Annotated in this window: 11 protein-coding genes; 7 read left to right on the plus strand and 4 right to left on the minus strand. The window is 72.8% G+C overall.

Annotation, left to right across the window (positions count from 1 at the left end; genetic code table 11):
- Window positions 1–1,042 (minus strand): FUSC family protein (locus tag G6556_RS11725; protein ID WP_166941490.1); only part of this gene is annotated, 1,042 nt, incomplete at its 3' end.
- Window positions 1,043–1,116: 74 nt separating this feature from the next.
- Here G6556_RS11725 and G6556_RS19570 point away from each other — a divergent pair.
- The 3 genes from G6556_RS19570 (at window position 1,117) to G6556_RS11740 (ending at window position 5,526) form a co-directional block, all read left to right on the plus strand.
- On the plus strand, window positions 1,117–1,626 hold the full coding sequence (locus G6556_RS19570; RefSeq protein WP_205693367.1) for a MarR family transcriptional regulator: 510 nt from the start codon (window positions 1,117–1,119) through the stop codon (window positions 1,624–1,626).
- A gap of 117 nt (window positions 1,627–1,743) precedes the next feature.
- Window positions 1,744–3,111 carry a hypothetical protein gene (locus tag G6556_RS11735; RefSeq protein WP_166941494.1) on the plus strand — a complete coding sequence of 456 codons (1,368 nt, stop codon included), beginning with the start codon at window positions 1,744–1,746 and terminating at the stop codon, window positions 3,109–3,111.
- Between the two features lie 282 nt (window positions 3,112–3,393).
- Window positions 3,394–5,526, plus strand: a complete 2,133-nt coding sequence (locus tag G6556_RS11740) for a methyl-accepting chemotaxis protein (RefSeq protein ID WP_166941495.1) — start codon at window positions 3,394–3,396, stop codon at window positions 5,524–5,526.
- A gap of 61 nt (window positions 5,527–5,587) precedes the next feature.
- Here G6556_RS11740 and G6556_RS11745 read toward each other — a convergent pair whose 3' ends face one another.
- Together G6556_RS11745 and G6556_RS11750 are read right to left on the minus strand one after the other, a co-directional pair.
- Window positions 5,588–7,000: a class II fumarate hydratase gene (locus G6556_RS11745; RefSeq protein WP_166941496.1), complete on the minus strand. Its 1,413-nt coding sequence runs from the start codon at window positions 6,998–7,000 to the stop codon at window positions 5,588–5,590.
- Between the two features lie 168 nt (window positions 7,001–7,168).
- Complete coding sequence (locus G6556_RS11750; protein ID WP_166941497.1) at window positions 7,169–7,834, minus strand: carbonic anhydrase; 666 nt, start codon at window positions 7,832–7,834, stop codon at window positions 7,169–7,171.
- 212 nt (window positions 7,835–8,046) lie between these two features.
- Here G6556_RS11750 and G6556_RS11755 point away from each other — a divergent pair, with 212 nt between their 5' ends.
- From G6556_RS11755 to ugpC, 4 genes are read left to right on the plus strand one after another with little or no spacing between them, the layout of a single operon-like run.
- Entirely contained in the window at window positions 8,047–9,336 is a 1,290-nt protein-coding gene (locus tag G6556_RS11755; RefSeq protein WP_166941502.1) for an extracellular solute-binding protein, read from the plus strand.
- A 29-nt stretch (window positions 9,337–9,365) separates the two neighbouring features.
- Window positions 9,366–10,319 (plus strand): sugar ABC transporter permease, encoded by a 954-nt coding sequence (locus G6556_RS11760; protein WP_166941504.1) that lies wholly within the window; start codon window positions 9,366–9,368, stop codon window positions 10,317–10,319.
- Window positions 10,319–11,176 (plus strand): carbohydrate ABC transporter permease, encoded by an 858-nt coding sequence (locus G6556_RS11765; protein ID WP_166941498.1) that lies wholly within the window; start codon window positions 10,319–10,321, stop codon window positions 11,174–11,176. The genes G6556_RS11760 and G6556_RS11765 overlap by 1 nt, the downstream gene beginning before the upstream one ends.
- 37 nt (window positions 11,177–11,213) lie before the next feature.
- Window positions 11,214–12,512: a sn-glycerol-3-phosphate ABC transporter ATP-binding protein UgpC gene (gene ugpC / locus G6556_RS11770; RefSeq protein ID WP_166941499.1), complete on the plus strand. Its 1,299-nt coding sequence runs from the start codon at window positions 11,214–11,216 to the stop codon at window positions 12,510–12,512.
- A gap of 87 nt (window positions 12,513–12,599) precedes the next feature.
- Here ugpC and G6556_RS11775 read toward each other — a convergent pair whose 3' ends face one another.
- Entirely contained in the window at window positions 12,600–13,538 is a 939-nt protein-coding gene (locus tag G6556_RS11775) for a carbohydrate kinase (protein WP_166941500.1), read from the minus strand.
- Window positions 13,539–13,550 lie beyond the last annotated feature (12 nt).

The following is a 13,550-nucleotide window of genomic DNA, read 5'->3' on the forward strand; positions in this document are numbered from 1 at the left end:
CCGCGACCAGGAGGCCGACGGCCGCGCCCGCGGCGGTGTCCAGGGCGCGGTCCAGCGCGAGCCGGGTCGGGTCCGCCGGGCCCCCGATCGACGTCATGAGCAGCGCCATCGGCGTGATGGTGAGCATCGCGACGCCGTAGTGCCGGGCGACCACGAGCTCGGTGGCGGTCTGCAGCGCGACGACGAGGGCCGCGACGGCCCAGAACGGCAGGTGCGCGCCGAGCAGGGGCAGGGCGATGGCGACGCCCGCGGCGGTCCCGGCGGCCCGCTGCAGCGCCCGGACGCCCATGTGCCGCACGTGCGCGCCCTGGAGCACGGCGGCGGCGCCCATCACGGCCCACGCGGGGTGGCCCCAGCCCGCGGCGGCCGCGACGGACCCGGCGAGGGCGGCGGCGACCGCGACCGACAGGGTGGGGGACAGGGCAGCGCCGCCGGCGGTGCCGACGCGCACGACGTCGCGGACCCGCGGCGCCGGCTCGGTCGGGCGCCCGCGCCGGCGGTCGAGCACCCACCCGGCGTTGCACACCAGGCACGCCACCAGCGCGCCGCCCGCGACCGCGACCGCCCGCGCCGCCACGTCGCCCGCGCCGGCCGCCGCAGCCGTGCCGGCCCCGGCGGCGAACACCAGGATCGTCGCCCCGGGCGGTCCGGTGCGCAGGGCGACCGCCCCGGCCGTGGCGCCCGCCGCGAGCAGGGTGAGCACCGCCAGCTCGGCGACGACGGGGGCGCCGCCGGCGGCCAGCGCGGACATCACCGCGACCGCCGCGGTGAGCGCGCCGCCGACCAGGGCCATGAGCCGCAGCCGCCACGCGTACCCGCTGGAGCGTCCGTACAGGGAGGCCAGCGCCCCGAGCGAGGCGTAGCCGGCCAGGTCGTGCCGCCCGAGCGCGGCGACCAGCAGGAACGCCAGCGCGACGCTCGCCCCGCACCGGAGCGCCCCGCCCAGGGACTCCCGGGTGGTCGGCCCGCCGCGGTGCGGGCGCAGGGCGTCGCGGAGCTGGGACGGGTGCAGGAGGGCGGCGGCGAGGGACAGGCGGTGCACCCGGCGATCCTGCCACCCAATCGTTCACGGGTAAATGATTCGTGAAGCAACTCACGCTCGGTAGGGTGGCGGCCGTGGACAGCGTGGACCGCCTGCGCGCGGACTGGGAGCGCGAGGCGCCGGAGCTCGACGTGGCGCCGATCGCCGTCGCCGGCCGGATCACCCGCATCGCCGCGCTGCTGGACGCCCGCGCGGAGGCCGCGCTCGCCGCGGCGGACCTGACCCGGGGCGAGTTCGACGTGCTGTGCGCGCTGCGCCGGGCCGGCCGTGCGCTGCGCGCCGCCGAGGTGTCGACGATCACCGCCGCCTCGCCGGCGGCGATCACCAAGCGCGCGGACGCGCTCGTCCGGGCCGGGCTCGTCGCGCGGGCGATCCCGCACCGCGACCGCCGGGGCGTGCTGCTCGAGCTCACGGCCGAGGGGCGCGCCGCGGTCGACCGGCTGATGCCGGAGCACCTGGCGCGGGAGGCCGACGCGCTCGGCGGCCTGGACGCCGGCGAGACGGCGCTGCTCGCGGCGCTGCTGTCCCGGGTGCTGGTGCGCGTCGAGGGCGAGCACGGCTCAGGTGGAGCCGTCCTCAGTTGAGCGAGGTCCGGTCAGTCCCGCTGACAGTCTTGGTTCGAGTCCGCAATTAGGTGCTTCTGCCCGGTTGTCAACGCTGGGCATCCGGTAGCCTCACCTCGACTTCGAGGAGGGGGCGCAATGCTGGCGATTGACGAACGATGGCTGGAAGTTCCGGTCGAGAAGAAGGACTTCCGTCTGGTCGTGGAAGCACTTCGCTCGGACGACTGGGTGCCGGCAATCGCCGAAAGCCGCGAGTCTTTCTACCGACTCGCCTCGTCGCCGCCGGATTACGAGATCTACGTCGACGCTCGGACTCCATCTGCCTCGGAGAGGGAGACTGCGAACACCAATATTGAGGTGTTTTTCACTCCGGACGCGATCTACATCGTGCGATTTGTGCATCCCGACGCAAACTGGGCTCGACGCTTCGGTCGCCAAGAGGATGAGCGTGGAATCCGTGTCATGCGAGTGGCGAACTCGGGCGGTGCTTCGAATAAAGCGCAGATAGACGAGTTCTGCGATATGGTGCGAGCTGCAATCGCGAGCAGTCTCGACGGGCGGCGCGTTCGGCACTGGTCGTCGGCGTGGGAGGAGCCCAGAACGACGATTTCTCCGCTCGCGAGACTGCGCTCTCGACTGGCCTCCGAGGAAGTGCCCTTGGCTCTAAAAGAGGCCGTGCTCGACGAGGACTCCGTTGCGCGGTCAGAGGTCCTTTCGGAAAAGCGCTCGCGCGAACTGCTCATTGAGATAGCCCAGGCACGCTTCGCGCGAGAGGAAGACGTGCTCTCCCGACGAGGCAAGGCGAAGGAGGACACTGCCGACTCGCTGGACGCTCTGAAATCGAGCGGCTTGATCGTAACGGAGTATGTGCTCCAATGCACGCGCCACGGGGCGCCGCTTATTCGGGTGACGGACCGGTCTGAATTGACAGACGGCCCGACCTCCGCTCTAAGGTGCGCAAATTGTGGAAAGTCGTTTGCCGACGAGACCTTGAGTGAGGGGTACAGCATCTCGGACCCAGGACGAGCACTGAGTCAAGGAAGTCACTGGATGACGGTCTGGACGACGCAGCGGCTCGTCGAGCTAGGCGTCCCTTTGGATGCCGTCGCTTGGAATTTGGAGGAGTCAAGCGAGGAGGTGGACCTGCTCTTCGAGCATCTTGGTCGGCTTTGGATCGTGGAGCTTAAGGACCGGGACTTCGGCGCTGGCGACGCCCATCCGTTCAACTACCGGCGCGTGCGCTATCGCGCAGACGAGGCGATCGTTATTTCGGCGGGAAAGGTGTCTTCGGATGCAAAGAAAGTGTTCACGGAGTTGCAGCGGGGCGCAGGATCGCTTCGGAGTCGCACTTCTCCGATGATCCTTATTGAAGGGCTGGATCAAGTGGTACCGGTGCTTCAACGGAGTTTCGAGTCCGCCGCGTTGGCCAGGGTGCGATCGCGCCTTGAGTTTCCATCCGCAGTTATCGGCTTCGATCTCGCGCAGGTCGCCGTGGACCGCTCATAGGCGCGAAGCGCCCGCTGTCTGTGTGAAGGGATGCTCCGATCGAGTGATTCTGCGGGTTCAAGATCCACGGGTCGGAGGTCGGGGGGAGGAGGGACGGTCGCAGTAGCCGATTCGCACGTGCCGGGTGGCCCGATCGCCGGGTGAAGTCCGGGCGATCCCGGCAGTTTCCACCCCTATGACCGCTCACGGCGGACGAAAGACCTACCGATGGGTCGAGATATCCCACCGGCGGCCCACCAGGTCGTCCGGCGGCGCCCCCGCCCCTCGGCCCAGGAGTCCACCGTGCCCCTGCCCCGACTGCGCACCTCGCTGCGCGCCCAGCTCGTCGCGACCGGAGCCGGCGCGGTCGCCGCGACGGCCGCCCTGCTCACCGCCGTCGGTGGCTGGCAGGTGACCGGCCTCGCTTCGCAGGCCGGCGACGACGTCGACCGCCTCATGCGCGACTCGATGACCCAGACCACCCAGCAGGCGGTGACGCTGGTCGAGTCCCAGGTCGCCACCGTGACCGACCGGATGGCGTCGAGCCTCCGGGTGGCCCAGGAGACGTTCGCCCAGGCGGGCGTGCTGACGTTCGACGGCTCGGAGCACTGGACGGTCACCGACCAGGCGACCGGAGCCACCGAGGAGGTCGACCTGCCGCGGCTGCAGGTCGGCGGCACCTGGCTCGGCCGGACGACCGACCCGGCCACCCCGGTGCCCGTGGTCGACGACATCACGACGCTGCTCGACGCCCCGGTCACCGTGTTCCAGCGGGTCAACCCCGAGGGCGACATGCTCCGGGTCGCGACCAGCGTGACGAACGCCGACGGCGCGCGCGTGATCGGCACCGCGATCGGGGCGACCGGCGCCGACGGCCAGCCGAACGCCGTGGTCGCGTCGCTGCTGGCGGGGCAGCCGTACTACGGCACGGCCACCGTCGTCGGGCAGCCGTTCGTGACGGCGTACGCGCCGCTGCTCGTGGGCGACGAGGTGGTCGGCGGCCTGTTCGTCGGCGTCCCGCAGACCGACGTCGACGCGCCGCTGCGCGCCGCCCTGGCCGAGGTGGCCGTCGGCGAGGAGGGCTACCTGACCGTCGCGGACGCGAACGGGCAGTGGGTCGTGCCGCCGCCCGGTGCGCAGGCGGGCGACTCCGCGGGCTCGGTGGACGCGGATGGCGAGGCGTACGCGCCGCGGCTGGTCGAGGCCGCCGCCGCGCTCGGCGAGGGCGAGACCGCCGCCCAGCGGGTCGACCTCGGCGCCGCGGGCGCCGCGACCGTGCAGCTCGCCCGGTACGCGCCGTGGGGCTGGACCGTCGCGGCCTGGGGCTTCGACGCCGACCTGCGCGCGGTGTCCACCGAGCTCGAGTCCGGCGCGGGCACCCTCATGCTCACGCTCCTGGTGGCGGGCCTGGTGGTCGCCGCCGTCGCGGTCGCGCTCGTGGTGTGGATCTCCGGCCGGATCGTCGCCCGCGTCGGCCGGCTCACCACCGCCCTGCGCCGGGTCGCCGACCGCGACCTGTCCGTGCAGGTGCGCGGCGAGGGCCGCGACGAGATCGGCGTCATGGGCGCCGCGCTCGGCGAGGCCATCGACGCCATGCGGGCCGCGCTGACCCGGATGCGGCAGGGCGCGGAGGCCGTCCGCGGCACCGCGGGCCGGCTCGACGGGTCGTCCGGGACGCTCGAGGAGGCCGCGGGCCGCACCGTGTCCCGTGCCGAGGGCGCCGCCGGTTCCGCGTCCGTGGTGAGCACCGAGGTGCAGACCGTGACGGCGGCGATGACCGAGATGCGCGCGTCGATCGAGTCGGTGGCGCAGGACGTCAGCGCGGCGTCGGGCGAGGCGGCGCAGGCCGTGGGCGTGACCGCCGAGGCCGCCGCGGCGGCCGACCGGCTCGCGGCGTCGACCGGCCAGATCGCGGCCGTCCTCGACACGGTCACGACGATCGCCGGCCAGACCCACCTGCTCGCGCTGAACGCCAGCATCGAGGCGGCCCGCGCGGGCAGCGCCGGGGCCGGGTTCGCCGTGGTCGCCGGCGAGGTCAAGGACCTCGCGCAGCAGACGTCCAGCGCGATCGGCACCATCGCGCCGGTGCTCGAGGCCGTCACCCGGGACGCCGCCGACGTCCAGGAGTCCGTGTCCCGGATCTCCCGCGCCGTCGCGACGGTCGACGGGCTGCAGGGCGCCGTGTCCGCGGTGGTCGAGGAGCAGACCGCCACGACCTCCGAGATCGAGCGCAACCTGGTGGTCGCCGCCGAGAGCACGACGGACATCGCGGGCAGCGCGGCGGACGTGGCGCAGGCGGCCGGTCAGGCGTTCGACGGGGCCGCGGAGGTGCGGCAGGCCGTCATCACCCTGGGTGACGTGGCGGCCGAGCTCGCGCGGGGCGCGGAGGAATTCACGCTGAACCGGCCCGGCGCGCAGTTCGACCTGGCACGCTAGGCGAGGCGCCGTCGGCCCGGGACCCCCTGCCCCGGACCGGCGGCGCCGTCGCGCGTGCCGGTCAGGCCTTCGGGCGGGTCATGCTCAGCAGGTCGAGGGCCGCGTCCAGCTGCTCCTCGGTGACCTCGCCGCGCTCGACGTAGCCGAGGTCGACCACCGCCTCGCGCACCGTGATGCCCTGCGCCACCGCGTGCTTCGCGATCTTCGCGGCGGCCTCGTAGCCGATCACCCGGTTCAGCGGGGTGACGATCGACGGGGACGACCCGGCGTAGGCCGCGCCGCGCTCCGTGACGACCTCGATGCCGTCGACCGTGCGGTCGGCGAGCACCCGGCACGCCGCCGCGAGCAGCCGCTCGGACTCCAGCACCGCCTGGCCCATCACGGGGATCTGCACGTTGAGCTCGAACGAGCCGCTCGCGCCCGCCCACGCCACGGTCGCGTCGTTGCCGACCACGCGCGCGGCGACCATGAGCACCGCCTCCGGGATCACCGGGTTCACCTTGCCCGGCATGATCGACGAGCCCGGCTGCAGGTCGGGGATCCGGATCTCGCCCAGGCCGGTGTTCGGGCCGGAGCCCATCCAGCGCAGGTCGTTGCAGATCTTGGTGAGGCTGACCGCGATGGTCTTCAGCGCGCCGGACAGCTCGACCAGCCCGTCCCGGGCGCCCTGCGCCTCGAAGTGGTCGCGCGCCTCGGTCAGCGGCAGGCCGGTCTCCTCGGCGAGCAGCGCGATCACCCGCTGCGGGAAGCCCGCCGGGGTGTTGATCCCGGTGCCGACCGCGGTGCCGCCGAGCGGGACCTCGGCGACCCGGGGGAGCGCGGCCTGCACCCGCTCGACGCCGCGGCGGACGGCGGCCGCGTAGCCGCCGAACTCCTGCCCGAACGTCACCGGCGTGGCGTCCATCAGGTGCGTGCGGCCGGCCTTGACGTCGCCGGCGTGCTGCTGGGCCAGCCGCTCCAGCGAGGCCGCGAGGTGCTCGAGCGCCGGGACCAGGTCGTTGACGGCGCCGTCCGTGGCGGCGACGTGCACGGAGGTGGGGAAGACGTCGTTGGAGGACTGCGAGGCGTTGACGTGGTCGTTCGGGTGGACGTCGGCGCCGAGGGACCGGGACGCGAGCGTCGCCAGCACCTCGTTCATGTTCATGTTCGAGGACGTGCCGGACCCGGTCTGGTAGACGTCCACGGGGAAGTGCGCGTCGTGCCGGCCCTCGGCGACCTCGTCGGCCGCGGCGGCGATGGCGTCGGCCACCGGCTGCTCGAGGATGCCGAGCTCGGCGTTCGCCAGGGCGGCGGCCTTCTTGACCCGGGCCAGCGCGGCGACGTGCCCGCGCTCTAGGCCGGTCCCGCTGATCGGGAAGTTCTCCACGGCGCGCTGGGTCTGCGCGCGGTAGAGGGCGTCCGCGGGGACCCGGACCTCGCCCATCGTGTCGTGCTCGATGCGGTACTGGACGTCGTCGTCGGCGTGCAGGCTCATGCCGCCGATCCTGCCACCGCCAGGGACCTCGGTCCCGCCCGCGCCCCGCGCCGGGCTCCCGGGGTGGCGCACGTCACACCCCTCCCACGCCGAGATGGCAACTCTCGGCTGCGTCCGGCCGTCGCCGTGCAGCCGAGACTTGCCATCTCGGCGAGGAACGGACCCCGGTCAGGCCGGGACGGGGACGTCGCCGATGTCGCCGATCGCCGATGTCAGGCGGGCGTGGCCGTCCGCCAGGGCGTACTCGACGCCCACGACCGCCACCCGGCCGGCGTCGATGCCCTCGGCCAGCGTCACCGAGTACGAGCGCAGCATGTCGACGGTGTGCCGCACGTGCTCGTGGCCGAGCTCGGCGGGGTCGACGGACGACAGGTCGCGCGGCCGGCCCTCGGCGTCCGAGCCGTGCGCCAGGGACACGATGGACGGGATCACGCGGTCGACCACGGCGCGCACGAACCCGCGCTGCAGCTCGCCGGTGGTGAGCGCCGCCGTCGCCGCGGCGACCGCGCCGCAGGAGTCGTGGCCCAGCACGACGACCAGCGAGGCGCCGAGCACCTCGACGCCGTACTCGATGGACCCGATCACCGTGGTGTCGAGGACGTGGCCAGCGGTGCGCACGACGAACACGTCGCCGAGGCCCTGGTCGAAGATGATCTCCGCCGCGACGCGGCTGTCCGAGCAGCCGAACACGACGGCGAACGGGGCCTGGCCGGTGCTGACCTCGGCGCGGCGGTCGATGCCCTGGGACGGGTGCTCCATGGCGCCGCGGACGAACCGGTCGTTGCCGTCGCGCAGGGCGGCCCAGGCCTCGGCGGGGGTGGTGGGGTGTGCCATGCGGCCCATGGTCGCACCACGCGCCGCCGGCGCCGCAACCGCGTCCGCACCGCGTGCGCACCTCGCCCGCACCGGGTGGGCCGGCACCGCGTCGGTGCTGCTCCGGTGGCAGGCCGCGACCCGGCGGTGTAGCCCTTAGGGGGGAAGCGTGGAGACGTCGCGGAGCCCCAGGTGGGAGCACCGCGGCGCCGGAGTGAGGGAGAGCGGTGCGCGTGCGAAGACGGTCGAGGGCGATCGCCGGGGTGTCGGTGCTCGCGCTGGGGGCGGGGCTGGCGGCGTGCGCGCCGGCGGACTCCACCCCGGTGCTCACCTGGTACACGAACCCGGACGCGGGGGGCCAGGCGACGCTGGCCCAGCAGTGCACGGAGGAGGCCGATGGGGCCTACCGCATCGAGGTGTCGGTGCTGCCCCGCGACGCCAGCTCCCAGCGCGAGCAGCTGGCGCGGCGGCTCGCGGCGTCCGACTCGTCGATCGACCTGATGAGCCTGGACCCGCCGTTCATCCCGGAGCTCGCGAACGCGGGGTTCCTGGCGCCGGTTCCGGACGACATCGCGGAGCAGGTCAGCCAGGACGTCGCGGAGGGCGCGCTGCAGGGCGCGTCCTGGGGCGACGAGCTGGTGACGGTGCCGTTCTGGGCCAACACCCAGCTGCTCTGGTACAAGAAGTCGGTCGCCGAGGCCGCCGGGCTGGACATGTCGCAGCCGGTGACCTGGGACCAGGTCATGGACGCCGCGCGCGACCAGGACAAGACGCTCGGCGTGCAGGGCATCAAGGCCGAGGCGTACACCGTGTGGATCAACGCGCTGGTCGAGTCCGCGGGCGGCCAGATCGTCGAGAACCCCGAGGCGCCCGCCGAGGACGTGGAGCTGGGGCTGGAGACCGACGCGGGTCGCGAGGCCGCGCGGATCATCGGCGAGATCGGCGAGGACGGCCTCGGTGGTCCGGGCCTGCCGACCCAGGACGAGAACGCCTCGCTCACCCAGTTCCAGGGGGACAACGGGTCGTTCATGGTCAACTGGCCGTTCGTCTGGCCGGCCATGCAGGGCTCCGTGGCGGACGGCGCGCTCGACCAGTCGTTCCTCGACGACGTGGGCTGGGCCGTCTACCCCCAGGTCACCGAGGGCACCGACGCCGCGCCGCCGTACGGCGGGATCAACCTCGGCGTCGGGGCGTTCAGCGAGCACGTCGACCTGGCCTACCAGGCCGCCGCGTGCATCGTGCAGCCGGAGAACCAGGCGGCGTACTTCGTCACGGACGGCAACCCGCCCGCCTCGACCGTCGCCTACGACGACCCGGAGGTCCAGGAGACGTTCCCGATGGCGGACGTCATCCGGCAGTCGCTGGAGCAGGCGGCGCCCCGCCCGCAGACCCCGTACTACAACGAGGTCTCCCAGGGTCTGCAGGAGACCTGGCACCCGCCGGCCTCGGTCGACCCCGACCGGACGCCGCAGAAGTCCACGGACTTCATCACCGCCGTGCTGCGAGGGGAGCGCCTGCTGTGAGTACCGAGATCACCGGCGCCACGGCGGGGGTGACCGCGCAGTCCACGCGCGGCGCCGGCCCCGACCGGGCGTCGAAGCCGCGCAAGAGCGACCGCGCCCGGGCCGAGGCCCGGCTGGGCTGGTGGCTGGCCGGGCCGGCGTTCGTGGTGATGCTGGCCGTCACCGCCTACCCGATCCTGCAGGCCGTCTACGACTCGCTGTTCCGGTACCGGCTCACCGCACCGGACGACCGGGCGTTCGTCGGGCTCGGCAACTACGGCGTGGTCCTCGGGGACCCCGTGTTCTGGCAGTCGCTGGGCGTCACGACGCTGATCATGATCATCACGGTCGCGATCGAGCTGGTGCTCGGCTTCGCGCTCGCGCTGGTCATGCACCGGGCGGTCCTGCGGCTGCGCGGCCTGCTGCGCACCGCGATCCTCGTGCCCTACGGGATCATCACGGTCGTGTCCGCGTTCGCGTGGTTCTACGCGTTCGACATCAACTCCGGTTACGTGAACAGCTGGTTCAGCTGGGTGCCCGGGATCAGCGAGGACCTCAACTGGTTCGCCGGCACCGGCACCAGCCTGTTCGTGATCATCGCGTCCGAGGTCTGGAAGACCACGCCGTTCATCTCGCTGCTGCTGCTCGCCGGCCTGGCGCAGGTGCCCGGCGACCTGGAGGAGGCCGCGCAGGTCGACGGCGCCACCTGGTGGCAGCGGATGAAGCGCGTGGTGCTGCCGAACATGAAGGCCGCGATCATGGTCGCCGTCCTCTTCCGGGCGCTCGACGCGTTCCGCATCTTCGACAACGTGTTCATCATGACGAACGGCGCGAACGGCACCACGGTGCTGTCGCTGCTGGCCTACCGGACGTCCATCGGGCGGCTGGAGATCGGCCTCGGCTCCGCCATCTCGGTGCTGCTGTTCCTGTGCGTCATCGTCATCTGCTTCATCGCGATCAAGATCTTCAAGGTCGACCTCGCCGGTGCACGAGGGGAGAAGTGATGGGCGCGACCAAGGCCCTCACGGGCAGGCAGAAGCTGGCGTGGGCGGCCATCACGCTCGTCGTCCTGGTGTGGGCGCTGTTCCCGGTGCTGTCGATCCTGGCGACGTCGTTCAAGCTCCCGAGCGACCTGAACACCGGCAACTTCCTGCCGACGACGTGGAGCTGGACCAACTACGAGCAGATCCTCGGCCCGGACGGCTCGGCGCAGGAGCTGTTCCTGTCGTCGCTGCGGAACTCGATCGGCATCTCGCTGATCGCCACGCTGATCTCCTCGGTGCTGGCCACGCTCGCCGCGTACGCGATCGCCCGGCTGGACTTCCCGGGCCGCAAGCTGATCCTCACCACCGCCCTCGGGGTGTCGATCTTCCCGGTCATCTCGATCGTCACGCCGCTGTTCAACCTGTGGCGGACCATCGGCCTGTACGACACCTGGCCGGGTCTGATCATCCCGTACCTGTCGCTGACCCTGCCGATCTCCATCTGGACGCTCACCGCGTTCTTCCGGCAGATCCCGTGGGAGCTGGAGCAGGCCGCGCAGGTGGACGGCGCGACCACGTGGCAGGCGTTCCGCAAGGCGATCGTGCCGCTCGCGGCGCCCGGCGTGTTCACCACGGCGCTGATCGCGTTCTTCATCGCCTGGAACGACTTCGTGTACGGCATCTCGCTGACCTCCACCGAGGCGGCCCGGCCCGTGCCCGCCGCGCTGGCGTTCTTCTCCGGGGCCTCGCAGTTCGAGGACCCCACCGGCGCGATCTCCGCCGCCGCCGTCGTCGTGACCATCCCCGTCGTCGTCCTGGTGCTGCTGTTCCAGCGCCAGATCGTGTCCGGGCTGACCCAGGGCGCGGTCAAGGGCTGACGCCCGCACCGCCCGGACCCCTCAGGAGGCAATCCCCATGGCATCCATCACCCTGACGGACATCGTCAAGAAGTACGGCGACGGCTACCCGGCCGTGAACGGCGTGAGCCTCGACATCAAGGACGGCGAGTTCGTCATCCTGGTCGGCCCGTCCGGCTGCGGGAAGTCGACGCTCCTGCGGATGATCGTCGGCCTCGAGGACATCACGTCCGGCGAGCTGAAGATCGGCGACGAGGTCGTCAACGAGAAGGCCCCGCGCGACCGGCACCTCGCGATGGTGTTCCAGAACTACGCGCTGTACCCGCACCTCACCGTGTACGAGAACATCGCGTTCCCGCTGCGGCTGCAGAAGGGCAAGTACACCGAGGAGCAGATCAAGGACAACGTCGAGTACGCGGCGGACACCCTGGAGCTGCGCGAGCACCTCGACCGCAAGCCGGCCAACCTGTCCGGCGGCCAGCGGCAGCGCGTCGCGATGGGCCGCGCGATCGTCCGGGACGCCCGCGCGTTCCTGTTCGACGAGCCGCTGTCCAACCTGGACGCCAAGCTCCGCGGCCAGATGCGGACCGAGATCGCCCGGATGCAGCGCCGGCTCGGCACCACCACGGTCTACGTCACCCACGACCAGACCGAGGCCATGACGCTCGGCGACCGGGTCGCGGTGCTCCGCAAGGGCGAGCTCCAGCAGGTCGCCAGCCCGCGCGCGCTGTACGAGCAGCCGGTCAACCTGTTCGTGGCCGGGTTCATCGGCTCGCCGCCGATGAACTTCCTGCCCGGCGAGGTGCACGGCGACTCCCTGCGGCTGCCGTTCGGCGACGTGCCGATCCCGGAGTCGGCCCGCGGCAAGCTGGCGGGCCGGGAGCTGGTCATCGTCGGCCTGCGCCCGGAGCACGTCGAGGACGCCCGGGTCCTGGACGAGGACAAGCGCGCCAAGGGCGCCACGTTCTCCGCCGAGGTCGACGTGGTCGAGTGGCTCGGCGCGGAGCTGTACGCCTACATCCCGTTCGAGACGCACGCCGACGTCGCGCAGAAGCTCGAGGAGCTCGACCGCGACCTGGACGGCGAGGGGATGCGGACGCAGATGATCGTCTCGCTCGGCGCGGAGAGCCGGGTGCGCGACGGCAGCAGCGCCGAGCTGTGGTTCGACCCGCGGCGGCTGCTGATCTTCGACCCGGAGTCCGGCGAGAACCTCACCTACGACGACGAGGCGGCCCGCCGCATCGACGCCGAGACCGAGGAGGACCGCCGCGCCGCGCTGGAGCGCGCCCACCGCGACGCGGAGAAGCAGGCGAACGGGGAGCCGTCGGCCGCGGGCCGGCACCGCCAGGCGAGCTGACCCCTCGCCGAGTTCGGCAGCTGCGTGACGAGGTCGGCACCTGGAGGTGCCGACCTCGTCCGCGGAGTGCCGAACTCGGGCGGGGCGTCAGGCCTCGCCGAGCTCCGCCGACGTCGGGGGGTTCGCGCCCGCGCGGGACACCGTGATCGCGGCGACCTGGGCGCAGCGCACCAGGACGCGCTCGACCGTCGGGCGGTCGATCGCACGCAGCGCCTCGCGCCGGTCCGCGCCGAGCAGGGCCGCCGTCCACAGGCCGTCGATCAGGGCCCCCATGAACGAGTCGCCCGCGCCGACGGTGTCCGCCACCTCGACCCGGGGCGCCTCGACCAGCACCTCGTCGCCGCCCGCGGTGATCGCCAGCGCACCCTCGCCGCCGAGCGTCACGACGACCAGCGCCGGGCCGCGGCCCAGCCAGTCCTGGGCGATCTCGACGGGCGCGACGCCCGGGTGCAGCCAGGCCAGGTCCTCGTCGGACACCTTGACCACGTCCGCCAGGGCGACCAGCCGCTCCACGACCGGCAGCGTCTCCTCGGGCGAGCCCATCAGCGCGGGGCGCAGGTTCGGGTCGTAGGTGATCGTGGACGCGGCCCGGCGGTCCGCGAGCAGCCGGGCGACGGCCGCGCCGCCGGGGGCGATCACCGTGGCGATCGAGCCGGTGTGCACGACCACGGGGGCGTCGTCGCCCTCGTCCCAGCGGGCGGGCAGGTCCCAGGTCAGGTCGAACTCGTAGGTGGCGACGCCCTCGGGGTCGAGGTGGGCGCGCGCCACCGGGGTGCGCTCGGGGCCGCGGTCGCCCGCCAGCACGTGCACGTCGGACCCGGCCAGGTGCTCGCGGACCAGGTCGCCGTGCGCGTCGTCGCCCAGCCAGGTCAGCAGGTCGACCCGGCGGCCGAGCCGGCCGAGCCCGATCGCGACGTTCGCGGGGCTGCCACCGGGGTGCTCGGCGGGCTCGGCGCCCGGGCGGAGCACGACGTCGACCAGGGCCTCCCCGACGACGAGGGCGCGGGCGGCGGGCTGCTCGGTCATGGGACTCCTTCG

This window comes from Cellulomonas sp. IC4_254, assembly GCF_011603975.1.
Lineage (GTDB): Bacteria > Actinomycetota > Actinomycetes > Actinomycetales > Cellulomonadaceae > Cellulomonas.

Excerpts from the sequence above, each read along its gene's own strand:
- G6556_RS11765 (WP_166941498.1), top strand. The coding sequence starts at position 10,319 with ATGGGCGCGACCAAGGCCCTCACGGGCAGGCAGAAGCTGGCGTGGGCG.
- G6556_RS11775 (WP_166941500.1), bottom strand. The coding sequence starts at position 13,538 with ATGACCGAGCAGCCCGCCGCCCGCGCCCTCGTCGTCGGGGAGGCCCTG.
- G6556_RS11745 (WP_166941496.1), bottom strand. The coding sequence starts at position 7,000 with ATGAGCCTGCACGCCGACGACGACGTCCAGTACCGCATCGAGCACGAC.
- G6556_RS11735 (WP_166941494.1), top strand. The coding sequence starts at position 1,744 with ATGCTGGCGATTGACGAACGATGGCTGGAAGTTCCGGTCGAGAAGAAG.
- G6556_RS11750 (WP_166941497.1), bottom strand. The coding sequence starts at position 7,834 with ATGGCACACCCCACCACCCCCGCCGAGGCCTGGGCCGCCCTGCGCGAC.
- ugpC (WP_166941499.1), top strand. The coding sequence starts at position 11,214 with ATGGCATCCATCACCCTGACGGACATCGTCAAGAAGTACGGCGACGGC.